The sequence below is a fragment of the Cognatundibacterium rivi genome (assembly GCF_018139565.1).
GTDB classification, from domain to species: domain Bacteria; phylum Pseudomonadota; class Gammaproteobacteria; order Burkholderiales; family Burkholderiaceae_D; genus Undibacterium; species Undibacterium rivi.
In genome coordinates this window covers 617,842-642,524 of record NZ_JAGSPK010000003.1, presented here as the reverse complement: position 1 = coordinate 642,524, position 24,683 = coordinate 617,842, and the positions used below count along the sequence as shown (strand labels likewise).

General features: G+C 50.2%; 26 protein-coding genes. 15 read left to right on the top strand and 11 right to left on the bottom strand.

Features of this window, described 5'->3' with window-relative positions:
• Nucleotides 1-83 precede the first annotated feature (83 nt).
• The 3 genes from argJ to mutT are packed head-to-tail and all read left to right on the top strand — an operon-like array spanning nucleotide 84 to nucleotide 2,651.
• Nucleotides 84-1,322, top strand: a complete 1,239-nt coding sequence (gene argJ, locus KDM87_RS11480; protein ID WP_212679185.1) for a bifunctional glutamate N-acetyltransferase/amino-acid acetyltransferase ArgJ — start codon at nucleotides 84-86, stop codon at nucleotides 1,320-1,322.
• Nucleotides 1,323-1,333: 11 nt separating this feature from the next.
• Nucleotides 1,334-2,212, top strand: coding sequence for an ATP-binding protein (locus tag KDM87_RS11475; protein ID WP_212679184.1), 879 nt, complete (start codon nucleotides 1,334-1,336; stop codon nucleotides 2,210-2,212).
• Nucleotides 2,205-2,651, top strand: coding sequence for an 8-oxo-dGTP diphosphatase MutT (gene mutT / locus KDM87_RS11470; RefSeq protein WP_212679183.1), 447 nt, complete (start codon nucleotides 2,205-2,207; stop codon nucleotides 2,649-2,651). Before KDM87_RS11475 ends, mutT begins: the two co-directional genes overlap by 8 nt.
• 198 nt (nucleotides 2,652-2,849) lie before the next feature.
• Here the strand turns inward: mutT and KDM87_RS11465 are convergent, their stop codons facing one another.
• A complete protein-coding gene (locus KDM87_RS11465) occupies nucleotides 2,850-3,164 on the bottom strand; it encodes a hypothetical protein (protein WP_212679182.1) in 315 nt (104 codons plus the stop codon).
• Here KDM87_RS11465 and KDM87_RS11460 point away from each other — a divergent pair.
• The 6 genes from KDM87_RS11460 (at nucleotide 3,063) to KDM87_RS11435 (ending at nucleotide 10,011) form a co-directional block, all read left to right on the top strand.
• Nucleotides 3,063-4,178, top strand: a complete 1,116-nt coding sequence (locus KDM87_RS11460) for an RHS repeat-associated core domain-containing protein (protein WP_329604929.1) — start codon at nucleotides 3,063-3,065, stop codon at nucleotides 4,176-4,178. The two genes, KDM87_RS11465 and KDM87_RS11460, sit on opposite strands and share 102 nt — an antisense overlap.
• On the top strand, nucleotides 4,175-4,492 hold the full coding sequence (locus tag KDM87_RS11455) for an immunity 53 family protein (protein ID WP_212679180.1): 318 nt from the start codon (nucleotides 4,175-4,177) through the stop codon (nucleotides 4,490-4,492). Before KDM87_RS11460 ends, KDM87_RS11455 begins: the two co-directional genes overlap by 4 nt.
• An 891-nt stretch (nucleotides 4,493-5,383) precedes the next feature.
• A complete protein-coding gene (alr, locus tag KDM87_RS11450; protein WP_212679179.1) occupies nucleotides 5,384-6,520 on the top strand; it encodes an alanine racemase in 1,137 nt (378 codons plus the stop codon).
• Between the two features lie 63 nt (nucleotides 6,521-6,583).
• Nucleotides 6,584-7,876 (top strand): D-amino acid dehydrogenase, encoded by a 1,293-nt coding sequence (locus tag KDM87_RS11445; protein WP_212679178.1) that lies wholly within the window; start codon nucleotides 6,584-6,586, stop codon nucleotides 7,874-7,876.
• Nucleotides 7,873-8,424: a hypothetical protein gene (locus KDM87_RS11440; protein ID WP_212679177.1), complete on the top strand. Its 552-nt coding sequence runs from the start codon at nucleotides 7,873-7,875 to the stop codon at nucleotides 8,422-8,424. The genes KDM87_RS11445 and KDM87_RS11440 overlap by 4 nt, the downstream gene beginning before the upstream one ends.
• A 27-nt stretch (nucleotides 8,425-8,451) precedes the next feature.
• On the top strand, nucleotides 8,452-10,011 hold the full coding sequence (locus tag KDM87_RS11435; protein ID WP_212679176.1) for a sigma-54-dependent transcriptional regulator: 1,560 nt from the start codon (nucleotides 8,452-8,454) through the stop codon (nucleotides 10,009-10,011).
• On the opposite strand, the gene KDM87_RS11430 is transcribed toward KDM87_RS11435, so the two are convergent.
• From KDM87_RS11430 to ispB, 7 genes are all read right to left on the bottom strand, one after another.
• The gene (locus tag KDM87_RS11430; protein WP_212679175.1) at nucleotides 10,008-10,190 is read right to left on the bottom strand and encodes a DNA gyrase inhibitor YacG; all 183 of its coding nucleotides are present in this window, start codon (nucleotides 10,188-10,190) and stop codon (nucleotides 10,008-10,010) included. The genes KDM87_RS11435 and KDM87_RS11430 overlap by 4 nt on opposite strands.
• A 9-nt stretch (nucleotides 10,191-10,199) precedes the next feature.
• Nucleotides 10,200-10,955, bottom strand: a complete 756-nt coding sequence (gene zapD / locus KDM87_RS11425; RefSeq protein WP_212679174.1) for a cell division protein ZapD — start codon at nucleotides 10,953-10,955, stop codon at nucleotides 10,200-10,202.
• Between the two features lie 97 nt (nucleotides 10,956-11,052).
• Nucleotides 11,053-11,706, bottom strand: a complete 654-nt coding sequence (gene coaE / locus KDM87_RS11420) for a dephospho-CoA kinase (protein WP_212679173.1) — start codon at nucleotides 11,704-11,706, stop codon at nucleotides 11,053-11,055.
• Entirely contained in the window at nucleotides 11,706-12,569 is an 864-nt protein-coding gene (locus tag KDM87_RS11415; protein WP_212679172.1) for a prepilin peptidase, read from the bottom strand. Before KDM87_RS11415 ends, coaE begins: the two co-directional genes overlap by 1 nt.
• Complete coding sequence (locus KDM87_RS11410; RefSeq protein WP_212679171.1) at nucleotides 12,569-13,795, bottom strand: type II secretion system F family protein; 1,227 nt, start codon at nucleotides 13,793-13,795, stop codon at nucleotides 12,569-12,571. The genes KDM87_RS11415 and KDM87_RS11410 overlap by 1 nt, the downstream gene beginning before the upstream one ends.
• 15 nt (nucleotides 13,796-13,810) lie before the next feature.
• A complete protein-coding gene (gene pilB / locus KDM87_RS11405; RefSeq protein ID WP_212679170.1) occupies nucleotides 13,811-15,547 on the bottom strand; it encodes a type IV-A pilus assembly ATPase PilB in 1,737 nt (578 codons plus the stop codon).
• A 249-nt stretch (nucleotides 15,548-15,796) separates the two neighbouring features.
• A complete protein-coding gene (ispB, locus tag KDM87_RS11400) occupies nucleotides 15,797-16,777 on the bottom strand; it encodes an octaprenyl diphosphate synthase (RefSeq protein WP_268977590.1) in 981 nt (326 codons plus the stop codon).
• Between the two features lie 274 nt (nucleotides 16,778-17,051).
• Here ispB and rplU point away from each other — a divergent pair, with 274 nt between their 5' ends.
• The 4 genes from rplU to proB all read left to right on the top strand — a co-directional run bounded on the left by rplU (nucleotide 17,052) and on the right by proB (nucleotide 20,266).
• On the top strand, nucleotides 17,052-17,363 hold the full coding sequence (gene rplU, locus KDM87_RS11395) for a 50S ribosomal protein L21 (protein ID WP_186882810.1): 312 nt from the start codon (nucleotides 17,052-17,054) through the stop codon (nucleotides 17,361-17,363).
• Between the two features lie 43 nt (nucleotides 17,364-17,406).
• Nucleotides 17,407-17,664, top strand: a complete 258-nt coding sequence (gene rpmA, locus KDM87_RS11390; RefSeq protein ID WP_212679169.1) for a 50S ribosomal protein L27 — start codon at nucleotides 17,407-17,409, stop codon at nucleotides 17,662-17,664.
• A 149-nt stretch (nucleotides 17,665-17,813) separates the two neighbouring features.
• Entirely contained in the window at nucleotides 17,814-18,926 is a 1,113-nt protein-coding gene (gene obgE / locus KDM87_RS11385; RefSeq protein WP_212679168.1) for a GTPase ObgE, read from the top strand.
• 221 nt (nucleotides 18,927-19,147) lie between these two features.
• On the top strand, nucleotides 19,148-20,266 hold the full coding sequence (gene proB, locus KDM87_RS11380) for a glutamate 5-kinase (RefSeq protein WP_212679167.1): 1,119 nt from the start codon (nucleotides 19,148-19,150) through the stop codon (nucleotides 20,264-20,266).
• Between the two features lie 43 nt (nucleotides 20,267-20,309).
• On the opposite strand, the gene KDM87_RS11375 is transcribed toward proB, so the two are convergent.
• Both KDM87_RS11375 and KDM87_RS11370 read right to left on the bottom strand, forming a co-directional pair.
• Nucleotides 20,310-20,843, bottom strand: coding sequence for a CNP1-like family protein (locus KDM87_RS11375; protein ID WP_212679166.1), 534 nt, complete (start codon nucleotides 20,841-20,843; stop codon nucleotides 20,310-20,312).
• 3 nt (nucleotides 20,844-20,846) lie between these two features.
• A complete protein-coding gene (locus KDM87_RS11370) occupies nucleotides 20,847-21,422 on the bottom strand; it encodes an RNA pyrophosphohydrolase (RefSeq protein ID WP_212679165.1) in 576 nt (191 codons plus the stop codon).
• A 216-nt stretch (nucleotides 21,423-21,638) separates the two neighbouring features.
• Here KDM87_RS11370 and KDM87_RS11365 point away from each other — a divergent pair, with 216 nt between their 5' ends.
• Complete coding sequence (locus KDM87_RS11365) at nucleotides 21,639-23,375, top strand: proline--tRNA ligase (protein ID WP_212679164.1); 1,737 nt, start codon at nucleotides 21,639-21,641, stop codon at nucleotides 23,373-23,375.
• A gap of 135 nt (nucleotides 23,376-23,510) precedes the next feature.
• Nucleotides 23,511-24,107, top strand: coding sequence for a lytic transglycosylase domain-containing protein (locus KDM87_RS11360; protein WP_230407736.1), 597 nt, complete (start codon nucleotides 23,511-23,513; stop codon nucleotides 24,105-24,107).
• Between the two features lie 163 nt (nucleotides 24,108-24,270).
• Here KDM87_RS11360 and KDM87_RS11355 read toward each other — a convergent pair whose 3' ends face one another.
• Complete coding sequence (locus KDM87_RS11355; protein WP_212679163.1) at nucleotides 24,271-24,600, bottom strand: SWIB/MDM2 domain-containing protein; 330 nt, start codon at nucleotides 24,598-24,600, stop codon at nucleotides 24,271-24,273.
• Nucleotides 24,601-24,683 lie beyond the last annotated feature (83 nt).

Genomic DNA, 24,683 nt, shown 5'->3' with positions numbered 1-24,683 from the left:
TGCATTCCGGTGCTGATTTTTGCCATTCGCTGACCTAAAAATGTCCTACAATGGCGGCTTGATTTCATCGCAAGGAAACTATCATGGCCGTTAATTCCCCCATCCCTGTTGCTGCTGATCTGAAACCGGTTGCCGGTATTCGTCTGGGGCATGCCGAAGCAGGTATCCGTAAAGCGAACCGCAAAGATGTGCTGGTCATGGAACTGGCGCCGACGGCAACCGTTTCCGGCGTGTTTACGACCAACCGTTTTTGCGCTGCGCCGGTACAGGTCTCGAAAGCGCATCTGGAAGGCATGCACATGGCTTCCGCCCCTATCCGCGCGCTGGTGGTGAACACCGGCAATGCAAACGCGGGTACCGGCGATGCAGGATTGGCAGCGGCCAACGCGACTTGTGCGGCGCTGGCGGATTTGCTGGGCTGTGAAGCGGCGCAGATTCTGCCGTTTTCTACTGGCGTGATTCTGGAGCCTTTGCCAGTTGATCGTCTGGTGGCCGGTTTGCCGCAAGCGATTGCCAATCTGAAAGAAGACAACTGGTTTTTCGCTGCTGAATCTATCATGACGACCGATACGCAGCCGAAAGCGGCATCCGCGACGGTGCAGATCGGTGGAAAAACAGTGACCATGACCGGCATCAGTAAAGGTGCTGGCATGATCAAGCCGAATATGGCGACCATGCTCGGCTATCTGGCGCTGGACGCCAAAGTCGCGCAACCCGTACTCGATCATCTGGTCAAGCAGGCTGCTGATAAATCGTTTAACTGCATCACGATTGATGGCGATACTTCCACCAACGATTCTTTCATGCTGATCGCAACCGGTGCGGGCGAAGTGGAAGTGAACGAAATCGGTTCACCGGAATACGCGCAACTGGCGAAAGCAGTCATCGATCTGTCGCAAAAACTCGCGCACATGATTATCCGTGACGGTGAAGGTGCAACCAAGTTCATGACGATTGCGGTCGAAGAAGGGCGTGACATTGAAGAATGCCGCAAAATCGCCTATTCGATTGCCCATTCGCCGCTGGTGAAAACCGCTTTCTTTGCATCTGACCCAAATCTTGGCCGTATCCTCGCGGCGATAGGCTATGCAGGCGTGACCGATCTGGATGTCAGCAAACTGAATCTGTATCTGGACGACGTCTGGGTCGCGAAAAATGGTGGCCGCAATCCTGATTACCGTGAAGAAGACGGGCAGCGTGTGATGAAGCAAAGCGAAATCACCGTCCGCGTTAAACTCGCACGCGGCAACGCCAGCGCCACGGTCTGGACCTGTGATTTGTCGCACGACTACGTATCGATCAATGCCGATTACCGTTCCTGATGTGCTGAACTATGACGCAGCTTGATCAGTTTTTACTCCGTGCCGAACACGTATTAACCCGGCTGGAAAGTTTGCTGCCGATGGCAACCCCGGCACCGGATTGGCAGCTCGGTCATGCGTTTCGCTGGCGCAAACGTGGTGGACAAGGTTATTTGCAGGTCGTCCGTCACGCCTCCGTCATTCAGCTTGATGACTTGCATAACATCGCATCGCAAAAGGCGCAGATTGAGCAGAATACGCGGCAGTTTGTACAAGGGTTGCCAGCGAATAACGTCTTACTGACCGGTGCCCGAGGCACAGGTAAATCTTCGCTGATCAAGGCTTGCCTGCACCAGTTTGCCGATCAGGGCTTGCGTCTGATTGAAGTTGATAAAAGCGATCTGGCTGATCTGGGCGACATCGTTGATCTGATTGCAGAGCGGCCTGAGCGCTTCATCATCTTCTGCGATGATTTATCGTTTGAGGAAGGCGAGGCCGGTTACAAAGCACTGAAAGTGGCGCTGGACGGCAGCATCGCAACGCAGTCCGATAATGTCCTGATTTATGCGACCTCGAACCGCCGCCATCTGTTGCCGGAAAAAATGTCGGACAACAGCAGTTATACGCATGGCGACGATGGTGATCTGCACCCTGGTGAAACGGTCGAGGAAAAAATCTCTTTGTCGGAACGCTTCGGTTTATGGGTATCGTTTTACCCATTCAGGCAAGATGATTATCTGGACATCGTTGCTCACTGGCTCCGCCATTTTGCTTGCGATGCCGCGCAGATTGAAGAAGCCCGCGCCGAAGCCTTGCGCTGGGCTTTGCAGCGCGGCTCGCGCTCCGGTCGCGTCGCGTGGCAGTTTGCCCGCGACTATGCCGGTAAAGTGACGAAGGTGCCGCATGTCTGAAGTCGCGCCTGTTGCTGTGAAGCCAGTTGATGTCGCAGTTGGTATCCTGATGAAGCCGAACGGCGACGTCTTGCTCGGCCAGCGCCCCGCTGGAAAGCCCTACGAAGGTTATTGGGAATTCCCCGGCGGCAAAGTCGAAGCCGGCGAAACTATTCTGCATGCGCTGAAGCGGGAATTTGTCGAAGAGCTGGGCATTCAGATAATGAGTGCGGAGCCGTGGTGTGGTGTCGAGCACGTGTATCCGCATGCGCATGTCCGCCTGCATTTTTACATCTGCCGCGAATGGCAGGGCGAGCCGCAAAGTCTGGAGGGGCAGGCATTCGCCTGGCAAGGCAGCGTCGGCGTCACACCCCTGTTACCGGCGACGATTCCTCTGCTTGAGTGGCTGGGCTTATTGCAAAACGACCAGATGTCCGCGCAGGTGTCGTCTCTTTCTTAAATCTCATCCGCTTCATCATTTGTTGACCCAGCGTCGGTGCGATTGCCTCAATCACGGTACAGCATCCGTCGAGCAGACACGCGACGCTTGCCGACATCGTATTCTCATAAGCGGAACCGCAACAGGTTCTGCCTTTTTTATACCCGCAACGCGCAGAAATGGCTTCTGGAGCTAAAAATATACTCCGGGGAGTATATTTTACAGCCCTTTATTTACAAGGAGATGATGGCGTTTTTGGCACATACTCCCCTGAAAATGCCTGATTGACTGAGTTTTGCGTGCTGCTGCGCCGCGTACCGTTTCGCCCGCAGTCAATCTCCAGCGCGCCCGCAAACACACTAAAACCAGCCAGCCCAACGGCAACCCGACAGTCACCACCACCACTACTACGCCGGAGCACAAGAAGTCGAGATCAAAAATGGCCAGACCACCGTCAAAACCTACTGGCCAAATGGGCTCGGTGTTGAAATCGACAAGCCGGGCAGCAACACCAGCGAACTCAACTGGACCCACCTGGATCGTCTGGGCAGTGTCGTTGGCATTACCGATGCTAGCGGCAATCTGAAAGAAAAACTCGCGTATGATACGTGGGGTAAGCGTCGCACCTTCGACAGCAGCGCGGTGAATGGCACAGTGACACCGGATAGTTTAGACGGCCAGACCGACAACAAAGGTTACACCGGTCACGAAATGCTGGACGATCTGGATCTGGTGCACATGAATGGTCGGGTGTACGAGCCGCTCATTGGCAGATTCCTCTCGGCCGACCCTTACGTACAGGATTTCTATAACGGGCAGAGCTGCAACCGTTACACCTACGTACTCAACAATCCGACCAATCTGACGGACCCGACCGGTTATGAATGGTCTGAGTACATGCTGGTTTATGGCAGTGTCATGGACAGCAAGGCTGCTGCGGGAGAAGGCCGTGTTGGCATGGCCATTTTCCATGGTGTTTTGGCCATTACTGATGGCGCGACGCTAGGTGTTGGGACTCTGATCAAGGATGGCGTCAAGGTTCTTATCAAGGCTGAGATCAAGCGCGAAGCTGCCGAACAATTGTCCAAGCATGGCGCGGAACAAGCGGCGCGTGCGACGGAGAAGGCGACGGCGGAACAGGCTGCCATACAGTCGGAAAAGGCTGCTGGTGAGGGTGGTGCAAGCAATCGTCACAAGGCGCGGCTACAGCCTCCGAGCGTGCCAAGAATCCTGGAGGTCGGGTCGGGAGCGGTCGGCGAAGGGGAGGCTAAGAAGGGGGGGCGCAATGCAAATAAGGTTTCGCCCGTGACGGAAGCGGAAGGGCCACATTCGGTGATGAAGCGCGACGCGGCAGGAAACACAACGAATACGGCTACGTATAATCCAAATCCGAAAAACCCCACTGGGCATGATGAAGTCAAACGTGTAGACATAACCGGGAGAGCGCATACTAATGCTAACCGCACCAAAGTGGATACGCCACATGTTCATGAGGCCGGTGTCAAAGATGTTCGGCCAGCCCTACCAGAGGAGTTACCTAAGAGATGAAATCGTTAGTAAATACAGACGTAATAGTCCAGCTTGAAGCATGGTTAAGTGAACAGTGTGATGGCGATTGGGAGCACACCTATGGGATGACTATCGAGACTACGGACAATCCCGGCTGGTATGTGCAAATCGATCTAGACGAAACTACCCTCTCTGATGTCGTTAAGCCTTTCCACCGCTCGGAACGTAGTGAAACAAATTGGATTCAGTTTGAAATAATGGAAAGTAAGTTCATTGGAAGCGCTGGAATTGGAAATCTAATGGAATTGCTTCAGTGCTTCCTTGTTTGCGTGACCGAAGAGCGCGGTCAGTGAGATTTGGCTATGACCAATAAATTCGGATAGGACGACAGGGGCAATATGTAAAAGCCCACATAAGCTGGGAGGAGGTTGCTCTTTTCAAAATCGGCATCCGCTCATTCACATGAATGGGCGGGCGCACGAACCATTGCTGGGTAAATTCCTCAGCAATCGTAGGGTGCGTCACACGCACCAATTAGGCGATGTTGATGTTCGTCGGCTGGCGTTACGTTTAATTGAGGAGCGCGGTGTGCGTACTGCACCTAACGGAGCAGGCACGCTACGCTTGCTAACATCGTATTTTCACAGGCGGAACCGCAACAGGTTCCGCCTTTTTTACGTCTGCAACGCTCAGAAATGGCTTCTGACATTAAAAATATACTCCCTGGAGTATATTTAAAAGCCCTTTATTTATAAGGAGATGAAGGTGTTTTTGCCATATACCCCCCTAAAAATGCCTGATTGATCGATATTTTCCGTGTTGCTGTGCCGCGTACCGTTTTCGCCCGCAGTCAATTTCCAGCGCGTAGTTGATGCGGTGGCGTTCTGGGTAGTCGCATCAAGCCTGATGCTTTTTCTGATTCATCACTATTTCTTTTTAGTATCCGATTGCCTGATATTTTTTTGGGTGAAAATGGTCGTTGCTCGTTTTTAATTTGGTGCTGTATTAAAATACGCACACTGTATTGATTTATATACGATGTGCCGGTTTTGATACGATTCAGTCTGGCTCTGCATGTGATTCTGGGTGAATGTCGCAACAGGTGTATTGAAATCAATACACCTGTTTCTGAGTGGTTTCCCGGGCTATAAGCTAAGTCTTTGAATTGATGAGACTAATTCACGTGGCACGGGCATTGCTATGAATACTTATCATTTTCCCGGTAGCGATGGAGTGCGAAGAACATGCAACAAGTAGCTGGAAAGAGTGGCGCGGTACTGCGTATTGATTTGCAGGCGGTGCGGGGCAATTACAGGCTGCTGCGCAGCAAACTCGGCACTGCCCATTGCGGCGCTGCTGTCAAAGCCGATGCTTACGGGCTGGGTGCGGTTCCGGTCGCGCAGGTGTTGTACGATGAAGGTTGCCGACATTTTTTTGTCGCGCATCTTGAGGAGGCGATCAGCTTGCGCCCGCATTTACCGGATGCGGCTCAGATCATCGTGATGCACGGCTCGCCCGTCGGCTATGAGGCTGAATTTCTTGAGCATCGCTGTATGCCGGTGCTGAACAGTCGTGAACAGATTCTGGCGTGGCGCAAGCTGGCTGCGCAAAAACAAACGGCTTTACCTGCGATCATTCAGTTCGACACCGGCATGGCACGCATGGGGCTGTCGGCGGCGGAAGTTGAGCAATGGCGTGCCGATCCTGATTTTATTCAGGGGATCGCTGTGCGTTACGCCATGAGTCATCTGGCGTGCGCTGAAGACCAGAGTAATCCTATGAATCGTCAGCAGCTGCAGCGTTTTCAGCAGGTGCGGCAACTGCTTCCTGCTGCCGGCGGCAGTCTGGCGAATTCTTCCGGCATTTTTCTGGGGCCGGATTTCCACTTTGATTTAGCGCGCCCCGGCGCCGCTTTATACGGTATTGCCCCGGTTGCGGGACAGGAAAATCCTTTATTCCCTGTGGCGCACTTGCAGGGGCGCATCATTCAGACCCGCGAAATCTCAGCCGGCGCCACAGTCGGCTATGGCGCGACCTGGCAGGCCAGCGAAACGACCCGCATTGCAACGGTGGCGGTTGGTTATGCCGATGGCTGGCTGCGTAGTCTGAGTAACCGTGGTATTGCACAAATCGCCGGGCGTGATGTGCCTATGGTGGGTAAGGTATCGATGGATACGATCACGCTGGATGTGACGCAAATCGCCAGCGAACACTTACAGCCGGGGGCACTGGTGGATCTGATTTCCGCAACCAATACAGTCGATGCCGTTGCCGGTAAAGCTTCCACCATCGCTTACGAAATTCTGACCAGTCTCGGTGCGCGTTATCAGCGCGAATATACAGACCGCAAACCAGACGGCAAACCAGACGGCAAACAATAGACCAACAACAGACTAACCAACCATCAGCGCTTAATTCAGTATTCAGCATCTAGGAGAAATAATATGAAAGTAGTGATCCTCGGCTCCGGCGTCATCGGTACCACCTCCGCCTATTTTCTGGCTAAAGCCGGGCATGAAGTTACGGTGATCGACCGTCAGCCAGCTGCTGCGCTGGAAACCAGTTATGGCAATGCTGGTGAAGTATCGCCAGGTTATTCGTCACCATGGGCCGGACCAGGCGTGCCGCTGAAAGCGATCAAATGGCTGATGATGAAGCATGGGCCGCTGGCGATACAGCCGACGCTGGACCTCAACACCTGGCGCTGGGTCATGCAGATGCTGATGAATTGTACGAACGCGCGCTACGAAGTGAATAAAGGCCGTATGTTGCGCATGGCGGAATACAGCCGTGATGTGCTGCAGCAATTGCGCGCGGATACAGGCATTTCTTATGATGAGCGCACTCAGGGCACCTTGCAGTTATTCCGGAATCAGGAACAGCTTGATGGTGCCGCTGCCGATATCGCCATTCTGAAACGCTATGATGTGCCATACGAAACGCTGGATAAAGCGGGTTGCCTGAAAGTCGAACCTGCATTAGCGAATGTGCAGGAAAAATTTGTCGGCGCCTTGCGTTTGCCTGGCGATGAAACTGGCGATTGCTTTAAGTTCACGCAGAATCTGGCAAAACTGGCAGAAGGGCTGGGTGTGCAGTTTAAATACGGCGTGACGATACAGAAACTGGTGCATGAAGGCGATGAGATTACTTCCGTGATCACGTCGGAAGGCGAATTCAAGGCGGATCGTTATGTACTGGCGCTGGGCAGTTATTCACCTTTCCTGTTGCGCGATCTGGGCATCAAAATTCCGGTGTATCCGATTAAAGGATATTCGATTACGGTGCCGATCACCGATGCGACACGCGCGCCTGAATCCACCGTGATGGATGAAACTTATAAGATTGCGATTACCCGCCTCGGCGATCGTATCCGGGTTGGCGGTACGGCTGAAATTGCCGGTTATAACCTCGATCTGCGCAAAGAGCGTCGCGAAGCGCTGGAGTTCTCGGTCAATGATTTATTCCCTGGTGGCGGCGATGTCAGTCAGGCCGAATTCTGGACTGGCTTGCGCCCGATGACACCGGACGGCACGCCTATCGTTGGCCCTACACCTTACCGTAATTTATTCTTGAATACCGGTCACGGCACGCTGGGTTGGACGATGTCATGCGGTTCCGGCCAGTTCATTGCCGATATTGTGTCAGGTAAGCGTCCGGCAATTTCTACCGAAGGTTTGTTCATGGATCGTTACGGCAGCGTCAATCGTCCTGTTGTGACGCCTCAGGAACTGGTATGAGTCAGTTTGAACAATTGCTGTCATCAACGCAGATATTTGCAGATGCGAATCTGAATACGCGTTTTTATACGGCAATTGAACTGCTGGCTCAGATCATGATGGAGATGCCGAGAGCAACGAACATCAGCAGTCTGGTGGAAACGACAGGAAAATCACCGCGGTTGATCCGTTCTATTCTCTCGACTCTGAGTCAGAATGGTCTGGTCGGGCGTGACAGCAAAGAGAAAGATGCCTGGCATTGCCGCGACTGCAGCAAGCTCTTTACACTGGCGGATGTTTATCGTTGCTTTGTAGAGGCCGAAGAGCGCGCCTTGTGTAAAGGCGCTGAGAATGATGTCAGTCTTGCCGGAGACGGGTTGCGCTCTGGCCGCAATCCAAGCCAGCAGAGCGTTGATCTGTTACTGATACAGGTCCGAATGACGGTAAACCGTGCCGTGCTGGAGCAACTGGAGCAATTTGATCTGGGACGCTTGCGCGGTCTGGCCGCAACAAATAGCTTTCGCAGTCACTACGCGCGGCCGCGTGACTATACTCCTGAGCCGCATTAATTTCCCACCACATTCATTCATCAACTCATGCGCATCAATATTCAGTTTCGTGACCGGGTTGGCATCGCACATGAAATTCTCGCTGTGTTGGCCAGGCGCGGCCTGAATGTCATTGCGGTGGAGGTTGATCCGCCGCATATCTATATCGACAGCCCGGAGCTGCTCGAATATATGCTTCCTGATTTACAGGAAGATTGCCAGAAGGTGGATGGTGTTGGTCAGATTGAGGTGATTGATGTGCTGCCGGGAATACGTCGGCGCTTGCATCTGGACACCATGATGGCGGTCATGGAGGACCCGGTGCTGGCAGTTGATGGCAGCGGTAATCTGGTCATTGCCAATGTTGCTGCGGCGGCTGTTGCGGGCATGGATGAAGCGGCGCTGTGCAGGCTGACCCTGAGTCAGGTGCTGGATGATGCGGCGCTGCAAGAGGAGCTGATTGCGAACGGTTTTCGTATTCCCAGCCGCGAAGTGACTTTGTATGGCGAACCTTTCTTTATGGATGTGACGCCGGTATCGGAACCCTTGCTTCCTGAGCTGGCACCTTTATCGCGCTCCGTTGGTGCCGTGCTGACGTTTCATGCACCGACCCGCATCGGCGGCAGAATTCATGCCTTGCAGAATTCCGCCGGCAGTGGCTTTGACTTATTGATCGGCGAGTCCGAGCAGATGCGCGTTTTGAAAAAGCGTGCAGCCCGAATGGCGGTGGTGGATGCGCCATTGCTGATTACAGGTGAAACCGGCACGGGTAAGGAGTTACTTGCGCAAGCTTGTCATGGCGTCAGCAACAGAAGTAATGCTCCTTTTCTTGAGTTAAATTGCGCAGCCTTGCCTGAGAGTCTCGCCGAAAGCGAGTTGTTCGGCTACATGTCCGGTGCATTCACCGGTGCGCAGCGTGGAGGCAAACCTGGTTTGTTTGAAATGGCCGATGGTGGCACCGTTTTTCTGGATGAAATCGGTGAGATGTCATTGTATCTGCAAGCGAAATTATTACGCTTTTTAAATGATGGTAAGTTTCGTCGTATTGGCGGCGATAAAGAAGTCAGAGTGGACGTGCGTATCATCAGTGCGACACACAGGAATTTACCCAAGATGGTACAAGAAGGCTTGTTTCGTGAGGATTTGTTTTACCGCCTGAATGTTCTTCATCTGGAGATGCCAGCGTTACGTGACCGGCCTGATGATATTTTGCTGCTGGCCGGGCATTTTATTGAGCGAGCCTGCACACAGTCACAAAAACCGGTTTGTCGCCTGAATTCGTCTGCCTGTGCGGCGCTGGTATCGAATCGCTGGCCGGGCAACGTCCGCCAGTTGCAAAACGTCGTGTTCAGGGCAATTACGATGTCGGATCAGCGGGTGCTTGGCGCTGCGGATGTGGATTGGGCTGAGGGCAGCATCAGTGCTGATGAGGTCAATCTGGAGACGGCGGAGAACTGGGATTTGTCGGTGTCCGCGTTTGAACGGGCGCTGCTTGAACGGCTTTACCCGCAATATCCTTCGAGCCGTAAGTTGGCCGCCCGACTGGCGACTTCCCATTCCATGATTGCGACAAAATTACGCAAATACGGCATACCGCAAAAGCGTTAATTTAAAGCGTTTTCTTCGGGGTCTTCCGGCAAGTTGACAGCGGGAATGGAGTATTTTTCTTCAGCCCAGGCGCCAAGGTCGATTTGCTTGCAGCGTTCTGAGCAAAATGGACGCCAGAGGTTGCTTTCTTTCCATTCCACCTTGTTGCTGCAGGTGGGGCAATTAACAAACGTAGCCATATTCAGAAATTAAAAATTACAGAGTGTGAGATCGAAGGCAATATCGCCCTCAAACGCTTTGGGTTTCATATCGCCGTCTTGTGACATGAAGCGTATCCAGAGCATATATTTGTTGGCTGAAATTTCAGGAATGGCACCAGTCTCACGAGCCACGTTGACGCGCAGGAGTTGATACACTTTTCCCTGTAACATCTGCTGATAACTACCAGTTTGCGCAATGACTTTGCTTGTTGTGCCGGACTCACGTAACAGGCGCAAAACCACATTGATCGCATCAAATAGCGGGGCAATCGGTGCAAACCAGGCTGTGATGTCGGCAAATCGCTTTTCAGTCGTGTTTTTTTGCCACGCGTGATAGCTGGGTAAATCGAACTCACATGCGCCACCGGGAATGATGGTGCGGCCACGTATGCTCATCAGCCATTCATTGTCACGAATATTTTGTCCGGTCTTACCGGTACAGGCAATAAGAGCGCTGCTGACGCGATCGACATCGTCGAGCACTTTATCCAGCATTTCTGCCTGCACATTGGGATTGGACTTGAAACCGATCAGCGTGTGTTTTTGTCGCTCAAGTTCTTGTAATAAGTCGGATTTGAGATCGGCACGACCTGCCACTTCCAGCATTTCAAAAATGGTTGCAAGCGCGATGTGATGTTGCAGAGGGTCTGGCTGATGCAGAAAAAAAGTAAATTTTTCGTACAGGTCTTCCAAACGCAATAGCGTTCGAATACGCTCGTTGAAAGGGTATTCGTAAACAATCAAAATAGTTTCCCTGTTTAAATTTATGCCAACTCTAGCCTCACGTGATTCTGAACCATACTGTCAGAAAATACAAATGCCACGTGAATTTTTTTTGTTCTTAACGGGAATTATCTGATGGCGCTATTTTGTGATGATTGTTTGTTGATAATTTTGCCAGAGATGCATAGTGCTCATGCAGTGCACGGACTTCGGCTTTTACTGAACTCAGATCACCGTCATTAAAGATAAGATCATCCGCGGCTTCTTGTCGTTGCTGGCGACTTGCCTGGGCTCGCATGATGGCGCGTACTTGTTCTTCACTTAAATTATTTCGCGTCATCACTCGCTGAATCTGGGTTTGTTCTTCGCAGTCAACAACCAAAATACGACTCACCTTGTTGCGCCAGGTTGCTGATTCGATGAGTAAAGGGACGACAAAAATAAGATAAAGACCAGTTGCCGCGCCGGCAGCTTTTTCGGTTTCCTGATGTATCAGCGGATGAAGGATATTTTCCAGCTTTTGTTTTGCGTTGCTATCGGCAAAGACCAGCTCACGCATGCGCGTCCGGTTCATGGCGCCATCGTCAGTCAGATAGGCTACGCCAAACTGTTCGCGTATCACTGGCATGGCGATGCCACCTGATTGGGTCAGTTGATGTGCAATGACATCGGTATCAATAATACTCGCACCGAAGTCGGCAAACATATTGGCAATGGTTGTTTTTCCACTGCCGATGCCACCTGTCAGACCAACAGTAAATCTCTCAGACATCAGAAGGTATTCAGGTACATGGCTGATAGCTGTTTCCCCCAGAATAAAGCAATCAATCCGGCACCCGCGAGGTAAGGTCCGAAGGGAAGTGGGGTATTTTTCCCCATTTTTGACATGATGATGAGAGCAATGCCAACAACGGCACCGACAACGGATGACAGTAATATGATGACAGGCAGCATACCCCAACCCATCCAGGCTCCCAGGGCTGCCAGCAGCTTGAAGTCGCCATAGCCCATGCCTTCTTTTCCAGTCGCCAATTTAAATACCCAGTAAATTGACCACAGAGATAAATAGCCTGCCACTGCGCCTATCACCGCTGAAGGCAATGAGGTGAACGTGCCATTCAGATTGACCAGCAAGCCCAGCCAGAGCAATGGCAGCGTCAGATCATCCGGTAGCAATTGCGTATCCGCATCGATCAATGTCATCGCAATCAGGAAGTAAGTAAAAAACATCGCAGATAAACCCGCAATGCCGCTGCCAAAGTGCCAGATCATGCCTGCGCTCAGCAAGCAAGTGATCAGTTCAACGAGTGGATAGCGAATAGAAATCGGCGCTTTACAACCTGTACATTTCCCGCCGATGACCAGATAGCTGATGATGGGAATATTTTCAAGCGCAGTGATTTTATGTCCGCAATGAGGGCACGCCGAGCGCGGTATGGTCAGGTTATAAGGTTCTTGATGGGGTAATTCCTGCCCGGTTTCGTTCGCAACATAGTTATCTGACTCTCGCTGCATCATTTTTGGCAGACGATAAATCACCACATTCAGAAAGCTGCCAACTAACAACCCGAAGATGCCTAATATGACCGTACTCAGTACATTTCCGGGTTGTGCAAAAAAAATTTCTTCTAACATTAGACGACTGCACCCAGTTTGAAAATAGGCAAATACATCGCAACGACCAGACCACCGATAATGACACCCAGAATTACCATAATAATTGGCTCCATTAAGCTGGATAAAGATGCAACAGCTTCATCCACTTCTTCTTCATAAAAATCGGCAACTTTCCCCAGCATGCTATCGAGTGCACCAGATTCTTCGCCGATAGCAACCATCTGCGTCACCATAGAAGGAAATACATTTGCATTTTGCATTGCGACAGTCAGACTGGTACCGGTGCTGACTTCCGTCTGAATTTTTATCGTAGCGTCGAGATACACAGCATTACCGGCAGCGCCGCCGACGGAGTCTAGGGACTCGACTAATGGAACGCCGGCCGCAAACATGGTTGCCAGAGTACGGGTCCAGCGAGCGATCGTCGCTTTTCTGATCACGTCACCGAAAATTGGGGCTTGCAACAGCAGTCTGTCCATGGTGCGTTGCATTTGTAAGGAGCGTTGCCAAGTTTGGAAGAAAAAGTAAATGGAGCCAAATAATCCGCCAAAAATAATATACCAGTACTTCACAAAGAAGTCAGATATCGCCATCACGACTAGTGTTGGCCCAGGGAGATCGGCACCGAAACTTGTAAACACTTCTTTAAATGCAGGAACTACCCAAATCATAATTACTGCCGTAACTATAAACGCGATAGAAAGAATGGCAATCGGGTAGGTCAGAGCAGACTTAATTTTTTTCTTTATTGCCTGGGTTTTTTCTTTGTAAATAGCCAAACGGGTCAGCAAATCCTCCAGAATACCGGCTTGCTCACCAGCACCAACCAGATTGCAGAACAGCGGATCAAAATACAAAGGAAATTTTCTGAATGCCTGATTCAGACTGGTCCCTGTTTCTACGTCGCCACGTATATCCTGTAACAGCTTGGATACTGATGGGTTTACATTTCCTTTGGCGACGATATCAAATGACTGCAATAGTGGTACACCTGCCTTCATCATAGTCGCAAGCTGGCGTGTGAATAAGGTGATGTCCGCATCCGTAATTTTTTTACCAGAGCTGTAAGTTTTTTTCTTTAGCTTGGTAACCAGAATACCCTGACGCCTGAGAGTTGCATTAACGATCGCTTCTCCACCAGCACGTATTTCTCCCTGCACTGTTTTTCCAAATTTATCTTTACCTTCCCAGGCATAGAGAACGTCTTTGGTTTTTTTTATAGGTTTGGCGGAATTAGTTGCCATGTAACTGCTCTCCGATTATTCGTTAGTACATCCAAGTACTTCTTCCAGACTGGTTAATCCTTGCCGCACTTTCATCAATCCAGATTGGCGCAAATTGCGTATACCTTCAAGCTGTGCTTGCTCTTCAATTTCCATGGCGCTGCCATTGTTCAAAATAATGCGCTCAATCGACTCGGAAATTGGCATGAGCTGATAGATACCGACGCGTCCTTTGTAACCGTTCCCATTGCAGCGATCACATCCAACGGGTTCGTAAGGTTTCCAGGTCCCATCCAGATCTTCTTCTTTAAAGCCCGCGGCAAGCAGTACTTCATCCAGTACTTCTGCTGGGCGTTTGCAAGTGCAGAGGCGGCGCGCCAGACGCTGTGCCGTAATGAGAATGACAGACGATGCGATATTGAACGGCGCTACGCCCATGTTCATCAGACGTGTCAGCGTAGATGGAGCATCATTGGTATGCAGTGTTGAAAATACCATGTGACCGGTTTGCGCAGCCTTAATCGCAATATCGGCAGTTTCCAGATCGCGGATCTCACCGACCATGATGACGTCAGGATCCTGACGAAGGAAAGATTTTAGTGCTGCAGCAAAAGTGAGGCCTGCTTTATCATTCACATTGACCTGATTCACGCCGGGTAAGTTAATCTCAGCCGGATCTTCGGCCGTGGAGATGTTGATGCCCGGTTTGTTAATCACGTTCAGACAAGTATACAAAGATACCGTTTTACCTGAACCGGTCGGACCGGTCACCAACACCATACCGTAAGGACGCTGAATCGCATTCATCAGCGTTTCTTTTTGGTCTGGATCGTAACCGAGTGCATCGATCCCCATTTGCGCTTGCGATCCGTCGAGAATACGCATAACGATCTTCTCGCCGAACAGTGTTGGCAATGTGCTTACACGAAAATCGATGGATTTATTGGCGTTCAGAACCAATTTCATCCGGCCATCCTGAGGTATCCTTTTCTCAGAGATATCGAGTTTGGAAATAACTTTAATGCGGGACGACAGCTTATCCTTGATCGCCAGTGGCGGCTGGGCAATTTCCCTTAGCTCACCGTCAACCCTGAAACGAATCCGGTAGAATTTTTCAAAAGGCTCAAAATGCAAATCGGATGCACCCATGTTGATGGCGTCAACCAGCATTTTCTGCAGAAATTTGACGATAGGTGCGTCATCAACCTCATTCGCCTGCGCATCTGCCGCTGCTGCGGCGGCTTGACCTAAATCCTCTTCTTTAAAATCCAGATCGAATTCATCACCAGACAGATCGTTCAGACTCTGTTCTGACGTTTTACTGATTTTTTCCAACATTTTTAGCAACGCATCATGCTGCACCATGATGAGTTCTATACCCAGGCTGGTCTGGAATTTAACCTGGTCGAACGCGGAGTTGTTGGTTGGGTCTGAAACTGCCAGTGCCAGTTTGTTTCCTTTTTTTGCAATAGGAACAAGGCGCTGCGTTTGCATGAGCTTGGGATCAACCAATTTGTCTGGAATCAGACTCTCATTGATTACCGATAAATCCAGTAGCGGGTAGCCAAAGGTTTCAGAGCAAAACGTGGCAAGGTCACGCGAACTGATAATGTTGCTTTGCAATAGCCCATCGATAAAACGTGTTTTATCTATCTGTGTTTTTTTTACTATGGTGTCGGTTTGTGCTGCCGTCAGCAAATTGCCTTGCATTAAAGCTCGGGCAAGTCCTGGGGTTGTTACTTGCGGTGCAGTGTTTGGTGGAGCGGCAGACATAGTGACTTATGGGTTAGGTTTGCAAAAAGAATGAATTGCTTTGCGATGATGCAACTGAAGCCCTTTTTTGTAAAGGCATGCTACTTTTTTTTACATCTGAGCTGCGTTCAGCCAACGGAACTGTTGTCTTTGTGTGAAAGTATGCGACAAAAATACTGCCGAACTCAGGGGAGTCTACTAATAAATCGAGGCAAGCACATTTCTGTGATTGCCTCGATTGAAATTCTGTTTGAATGAGATTTTTTACGTTCAGTGATTGCGTTGAACTGCAAACTGACTCAAGGTAAGAAGCGCCTCTTTAAATGGAGAGGCTGGTAAGTGTGTGACCGCTGCCGATGCTTGACGCGCTGCCTCCACCGCTTTTTCTTTAGTGTAATCCAGTGCGCCGGATTGCGTAATCGCATGTAAGATTTTATCGAACTGTGACTCGTCACCTTGTTCTATACATGTGCGAACCAGTTCTTTTTCTTCGGCCGTACCATTTTTCATGAGATAAATCAGAGGCAAAGTCGGTTTGCCTTCGCGCAAATCATCACCGACATTTTTCCCGATCTCTTCTGCGTTCCCCGTGTAGTCGAGCACGTCGTCGATTAATTGAAATGCTGTACCGATGCTGCGACCATATTCTGCCGCCGCTTCTACCTGTTCTTCATTTGCCCCAGCGATAAGAGCGCCTACTTTTGCAGATGCTTCAAATAATTTGGCTGTCTTTGAGCGTATGACTTGTAAGTAACGATCTTCCGTCACATCCGGGTCGTGCATATTCAGTAGTTGCAGCACTTCTCCTTCAGCGATGACGTTGGTGGCGTCGGCAACAACTTGCATAATCGGAACGCTGCCAACAGAGACCATCATCTGGAAGGCACGTGAATGTAAAAAATCGCCGACAAGCACGGATGCCGCGTTACCAAACAGTGCGTTCGCAGTCTGGCGACCACGGCGCAGTGATGACTCATCAACAACGTCGTCATGCAGCAAAGTTGCTGTATGAATAAACTCAATAGTTGCTGCTAAGTCGTGGTGGTTTTTCCCTTGGTAGCCGTAAGCGTTCGCAATGAGTAGTACGAGAACGGGACGTAAGCGTTTTCCACCTGCGCTGATAATGTACTCAGCAACCTGATTTACCAGAGGAACGTCAGAATAGAGCTGTCGGCGAATAACATCGTTAACCGCAGACATATCCGCAGTAATCACGTCGGTAATAGGGTTTGGGTTTGCAGTGGCAGACAAGGGGGAATCCTGCTAATTAATTCAAGACCGCGAGATTATACGACGACAAGATTAAATTTGCGCTGTAACCCGGTACGCAATCCATCTGTTTTCTCGTTTCTTATTGAAATTCCTCAAACCGCTTTCATTCGCGAGGGTTTCTCTGCTGAAAAAATATGCAAATTGTTTTTGACGCCAGATCTAAGTCTATGTATAATTTGGGGTTTTCCCGAATTCCTAGGTCGTTTTTGAAGTGCGGGAGAAAATCCCTTTTATTTATTTGATGAGGTTTCACATGTACGCGGTCATAAAAACCGGCGGCAAACAATATAAAGTTGTCGCTGGTGAAAAACTTAAAGTAGAACAGATACCTGCAGACATTGGCTCCGAAATCACCATTGATCAAGTGCTCGCATTGGGTGCTGGAGAAACAATTAAATTTGGTACTCCATTGGTCGCAGGTGCTACGGTGCTGGCTAAGGTAGTAGATCACGGTCGTCACGACAAAGTACGTATTTTCAAAATGCGTCGTCGTAAGCATTACCAGAAGCGTCAAGGCCACCGCCAAAACTACACTGAATTGCAAATCGTATCTATCAACGGCTAATCTCTCGATTACCTGTTCATTACCTGTATCAAGGAGCTATTAAATGGCACATAAAAAAGGCGGCGGCACCACGCGCAACGGCCGTGACTCAGAGTCAAAACGCTTAGGCGTTAAAGTTTACGGCGGTCAGGCTATCAATGCTGGCGGTATCATTGTTCGTCAACGCGGTACACGTGTTCACCCAGGTGAAAACGTTGGTATGGGCAAAGATCACACTTTGTTCGCGCTGGTTAACGGTAAAGTACAGTTCGCTGTTAAAGGTGCTTCCAAGCATCAATACGCAATTGTTGTTGCAGCTTAAGTTTTGAAGTAATTCAAGCTAAGGCGCAAGCCAGTATGATAAAAAGGCTCTGCCATTGGTAGAGCCTTTTTAGTTTCGAGAAATCCTGTATAAATCGTTTGTTCCATCTGGGTAGCAAAGATTTATACAAGCTTTTTTAGGTGGTAAAAATGAAATTTATTGACGAAGCCAGAATTGAAGTGATCGCCGGCGATGGCGGTAATGGGGTTGCCTCTTTCTGTCGCGAAAAATTCCGCCCATTTGGCGGTCCCGATGGTGGTGATGGCGGTCGTGGCGGTAGTATCTGGGCGGTTGCTGATCGTAATATCAACACTTTGGTTGATTATCGCTATTCGAAACTGCACAAAGCGAAAGACGGTGAAAATGGCCGTGGTGCGGATTGCTATGGCAAAGGCGCAGATGACATTTTCTTGCGCATGCCGGTAGGAACCTTAATTGCTGACCGCAATACAGATGAAGTGATCGCTGACTTGACCGAACATGGTCAGCAGGTGGAGCTGGTGAAAGGCGGTGAAGGTGGATGGGGAAATATCCATTTCAAAACCTCGACTAATCGTGCTCCACGTCAGCGTACCGAAGGTAAAGAGGGCGAGCGACGTGAATTGCGTCTCGAACTGAAAGTGCTGGCAGACGTTGGTTTGTTGGGATTGCCAAATGCGGGTAAATCCACATTCATCACTGCGGTATCTAATGCGCGCCCTAAAATCGCCGACTATCCATTTACGACTCTGCATCCGAATCTGGGTATGGTGCGCGTCAGCCATGAAAAGAGTTTCGTGATTGCCGATATTCCAGGTTTGATCGAAGGTGCTGCGGATGGCGTCGGTCTGGGTGTGCAATTTCTGAAGCATTTGCAGCGTACCGGCTTGTTGTTGCACATTGTTGATCTGGCGCCATTTGACGATAACGTTGATCCTGTTAAAGATGCGAAGGCCCTGATCAAGGAACTGCGTAAATATGATGAGAGCCTGTACGACAAGCCACGCTGGCTGGTATTGAATAAGCTCGATGTCCTCAGTGAAGAAGAGCGTCAGAAAAAAGTTAAAGACTTCGTCAAACGTTTTGGCTGGAAAGGCCCGGTATTTGAGATTTCTGCATTGAACCGCGAAGGTTGCGAAGATCTGGTGATGGCGATTTACAAAGACATCGAAGAGAAACGGACACAAGAGCAGCGTTCGCAAGAAACACAGATGAAAGAAGAAGCGCAGGGCATTTTATCCATTGATCCGGATGATCCTCGCTTTAAAGTCTGGGAAGACTGATAAGACTCATCAAAAAAGCCTGAAATTCAGGCTTTTTTTTCGCCTGATACTTTGTCAGTCATTTAAAAAGTGATTTCATGATTCGTATTGAAATAATATTTTCTCAGGATATTGATATGAAAATAAAAGCTAAGTCTGAATTTAATTTAGTTTAATGTGATTAAGTCCACATAAAGTATAATTTAAGACTTTCCTCCCCATCGACTGTGGTTTTACTCTTTATGCATTCTGTGATCCAAGACGCCAAGCGGCTGATAATTAAAGTGGGTTCTTCGTTAGTAACAAATGACGGCAAAGGCATTGATAAGGTCGCGATAGAACGATGGGCGGTGCAGATCGCCGCATTGCGACAAATGGGGAAGGAAGTTGTTCTGGTCAGCTCTGGTGCTATTGCTGAGGGGCGCCAGCGGCTGGGCTTTGAAAAACGTCCGACCGGCATACATGAGCTGCAGGCTTGCGCTGCCGTCGGGCAAATGGGTCTTGCGCAAATATACGAAAGCAGCTTTCGGGCGCATGACATTGGTACCGCGCAGATTTTACTGACTCACGCGGATCTGGCCGATCGCGAACGTTATCTGAACGCGCGCTCGACCTTATTCACTTTGTTGCAGTTCGGTATCGTTCCTATCATCAATGAAAATGATACTGTTGTCACTGATGAAATCAAGTTTGGCGACAACGACACCTTGGGTGCGCTGGTGGCGAATTTAATCGAAGCCGATGCCTTAATTATTCTGACGGATCAAAAAGGCTTGTACACCGCGGATCCCCGGAAAAATCCCGCTGCAAAATTTGTGCATGAAGCGAAAGCAGGGGATTTAACACTGGAGGCGATGGCTGGTGGAGCCGGTTCCAGCCTCGGCAGCGGCGGGATGCTGACCAAAGTTCTGGCCGCCAAACGTGCGGCGAGTTCCGGGGCGCATACTGTGATTGCCTGGGGGCGCGAAGAGAATGTGCTGGCCAGGCTCGCGAACGGCGAGGCCATTGGCACGCAGCTGGTTTCCGATATGGCACCGATTGCGGCGCGCAAACAATGGCTGGCGGATCATTTACAAACTGCAGGTACTATTGTGCTCGATGCCGGCGCCGTACAGAAATTAACACGGGAAGGCAAATCCTTGTTACCGATCGGCGTGCTGGACGTGAGCGGTGAGTTTGGCCGCGGCGAGGTGGTGACGTGTGTTGATGAAGCGGGTCGGGTGATTGCGAGAGGGTTATCGAATTATGCCAGCGCAGACGCGCGGCGGATTAAGCGCCATCCTTCGGCGGAAATTGCAGCGATTCTAGGTTTTGTTGAAGAGCAGGAACTGATACACCGCGACAATTTGGTCGTTTTGTAAAAAAGGTGCCTGAGCACCTTTTTTTGTATAAGCCACGCGTTTTTTAGCGATTAAACGGCGAGCGTTTACCATTTAATCGGTCCGTGATCATTGCTGCTTTTCCGGCAACCGTATTGCCATCACACAAATACTCGGTGTATAAAACATGGTGCTGCTTGTTGGCGCCAGCATTCGAAATTCTGTCCCACTCTTTACGTCGAGATGTTGACCAGGTGCCGTCGCTGCGACCAAATGCGTACAGCTTTTTTTCATAGCTTTCACAACGTATCGCTTCATAACTGACGTTTTTTGCGCCACTGGCGCTAGTCGATACCAGGGTGTAACGCACAGAACCATCTTTTTCGACAGAAACCGATGGCTTATCAATCGAGAAAGTCTGCGTGCCGCTGTTATAAAAAGGCAGCAGATTTTCCGATTTTGGAGCAGCCGGTAATTGCAGCGCCGTTTCCTGCCACGCTGTGTTCACGTCATCGTCTTCCTGATCTGCTGCGTGCGTCAGCGGCAGATGCAATCCGGCTGCAATCAGCAGCAGTCCGAACAAGCCTTTGGCATAGCGGTGTTGATTGTCATTTGCCATAAATTATTTCGATTCTTCTTGTTCAGGTTTGTCCGGATTCATCAATTTCTCCGTGACCTTCGTCGTTTGTCGTGGCGAGCGCTGGCGCTGGGCTCCGGGGTGATCATTTCTGTGCAGATAACGGGATAACTCCTGTAATGCCAGTTGATAAACGCCTCGTTTAAATTCAATCACCACATCCAGCGGCACCCAGTATTCATGCCAGCGCCACGCATCGAACTCTGGGTGGTTGCTGGCACGCAGGTTGATATCGCAATCGCGACCAACCATGCGTAGCAAAAACCAGATCTGTTTTTGCCCACGGTAATGCCCACGAATTTCACGTTTGATAAAATGATCTGGCACCTCATAACGGAGCCAGTCACGGGTGCGGCCGATAATTTTGACATGTTCCCGCAGCAAACCTGTTTCTTCTTCCAACTCACGAAACATTGCCTGCTCAGGAGATTCGCCATATTTAATGCCGCCTTGCGGGAATTGCCATGAGTGCTCGCGCACGCGCTTTCCCCACCAGACTTGATTGTTGGCGTTAAGCAAAATTATGCCAACGTTAGGGCGGAAGCCTTCACGATCTAGCATGTCTAACCTCAAAACTTTCTGTGGCTAAACGGCTTGTCCCTGCAATTGAAAGCGTCGGTTACGTCAAAAAGCGAGCCCATTTAGTTCCGGGCAGCAGCCAGTCTGGCGAACAAAACGCGGTTTCCTTCATCAAATATGCAAAGAGTGGGCGCATTAGCCAGCTAATCCTTTAAAATTGAGTTGATTATAACCTTCCATTTAAAAAGAATCACTGTCATGCGAGCTACCCGATTTTTTATTTCTACACTTAAAGAAGCCCCTGCCGATGCTGAGATCGTCAGCCACAAACTGATGATGCGTGCCGGCATGATTAAACGTCTGGGATCCGGCATTTACAACTACATGCCTATGGGTTTGCGCGTGATTCGTAAAGTCGAAAATATCGTCCGCGAGGAGATGAATCGCGCCGGAGCGATCGAAATGCTGATGCCGGTTGTCCAGCCTGCGGAACTCTGGCAGGAAACCGGTCGCTGGGACAAAATGGGCCCGGAACTGATGCGCGTCAAAGACCGTCACGGCCGCGATTACATCATTCAGCCAACGTCGGAAGAAGCGATTACCGATGTCGTGCGTTCCGATATCCGCTCATATCGCCAACTGCCTGTGAACTTCTATCATATTCAGACCAAATTCCGCGACGAGCGTCGTCCGCGTTTCGGTCTGATGCGTGGCCGTGAATTTACGATGAAAGATGCCTATTCTTTCGATCGCGACGTTGAAGGTCTGAAAAAATCGTATCAGATTATGTTTGATGCTTACACCCGGATTTTCCAGCGTTTTGGCCTGCAATTCCGCGCTGTCGCGGCGGATAACGGCGCGATTGGTGGCTCCGGTTCGCATGAGTTCCATGTGATTGCCGAAACCGGTGAAGATGCGCTGGTATATTGCCCGACATCGGATTACGCGGCCAATATGGAAGCGGCCGAGGCGGTGGCATTGTCGGCAACGCGTCCTGCCGCGAACGCAGCACTGACCAAAACAGCGACACCCGGTAAAGCGAAATGCGAAGACGTTGCCGCATTCCTGAATATTCCTTTAGAAAGCACGGTGAAATCTATCGTACTCGCGGTGGATGATGAAGAAAAAGGCGAAGCCGGCAAACAAATCTGGCTGCTGCTGCTGCGTGGCGATCATGAGCTGAATGAAGTGAAGGCCAACAAAATACCGGGTCTGGCGAATTACCGTTTCGCCACCGAAGCAGAAATCGTCGAATGGTTTGGCACCATGCCTGGTTACCTCGGCCCTATCAATACCAAAAAGCCTGTCCACGTCGTCGCTGATCGTACGGTCGCGAATATGGCTGATTTTGTTTGCGGCGCGAATGAGGCCGATTTCCATTTCACCGGTGCGAACTGGGGACGTGATTTGCCAGAGCCGCTGGTGCTCGATATTCGTAACGTGGTTGATGGTGATCCTTCACCTGATGGTAAAGGTGTGCTGGCGATACAGCGCGGTATTGAAGTTGGCCATGTATTCCAGCTCGGCACCCGCTATTCGCAAGACATGAAAGCGACCTTCCTCGACGAAAATGGCAAACCGCAATTGCTGCAAATGGGGTGCTACGGTATCGGCGTGACCCGTATTCTCGGCGCGGCGATAGAACAGAATTTCGACGAAAAAGGCATCATCTGGCCAACAGCGATTGCCCCGTTTGAAGTCGTGATCTGCCCTATGGGTATGGATCGCAGCGAAGCTGTCAAAGCGGAAACCGAAAAGCTGTACACGGCAATGCTGGCGGCAGGCATCGATGTGATTCTGGATGATCGCGGTGAACGCCCAGGTGCGATGTTTGCCGATTGGGAGTTGATCGGCGTACCGCATCGCGTGGTGATCGGCGACCGTGGTCTGAAGGAAGGCAAGCTCGAATACGTTGGCCGTCGCGATACTGAAGCGACCAACGTTCCGGTTGCTGAGATGCTGGCTTTTGTTCAGAGCAAGCTGGTTGCGGCTTAAAGCGGCTAAATATACTGGGGGGAGTATCTTCAAACCACCTTTTGTTTATTCAGACAATTGGCATGAAATGACAGATACTCCCCTTAAATCTTAATTTTTGAGAAGTTGAAAGCGATTTTGCTGTTGCCCCGATGGATGATCTTGCTGTTCAGTTTATGGACAGCATTGCTGTATGCCTTACCGGCGCAGGCCGGTAATCAGAAAGAAGAAGCGATGGCGGATTCGGTTCGTCTCGCCTTGTCGAAAGCGATTTCTGATCCGCGTCCGCCCAAACCCAGTTTCAATACGATAGAAGAACGCATCAGCTATTTGCACTGGCTGGGCGAAATGTCGTCGCGCCTGAAAAAGCGGATACCCGATTATCAGACACGCATCGAATTGCTCGAAACAATATGGTATGAATCCAAACGCGCCGGGTTGGATCCTGCGATGGTCATGGGTTTGATGCAGGTCGAATCGGCCTTCCGCAAATATGCAACCTCAGTGGTCGGTGCGCGCGGTTATATGCAGGTGATGCCGTTCTGGTCGCGCAGCATCGGCGATGGCGATGCGACTAAGTTATTTCACATGCAAACCAATCTGCGTTATGGCTGCTCTATCCTGCGGTTGTATATGGATATGGAAAAGGGCGATTTATATCTGGCACTGGGCCGTTATAACGGCAGCCGTGGCAAGCCGGAATACCCGAATGCCGTGCTGGCAAATTGGAAGAACTGGGAATTTAAGAAATAAGCAGATATTCAATAAGTAGATATTTTTAGGTCAGAAAAATAAAGTCGGAAGAATAAAACCAGAAAACAAAAATGCCCGCGCGATGCGGGCATTTTTGTTTGGGATGGGACATTATCTTCCCATAAAGTTTCCCAACGCAACTGCGGTTGCTATTCCTGATGAATCAGGACAGGTGACCGGAAATGAGTTTTGTCATTTCAAACATGGAGACTTGCGCTTTACCACCGAACACGGCTTTCAGCTTGTCATCTGCATTGATGTTGCGTTTGTTAGCAGCGTCTTGCAGGTTATGCTTTTTGATGTATTCCCATACTTTTTTCGTCACTTCAGTACGTGGAATCGGTGCGGCACCGATCACTGCTGCCAGCGTTGGGGAAATCGTCATTGGCTTCATGAACGCTGCGTTTGGCTTGCGTTCTGCTGCCGGTTTAGCTGCTGCCTTTTTTGGTGCCGCGGCTGGTTTCGCTGCTGGTTTTTTTGCTGCTGTTGCCATAAATAGCCTCCTTCACAATTTTGTGGACGGAGCTTTGATCGTTTTGAAAAGCTCCTGCATTGCGTCACTTCACGCATCGCCCA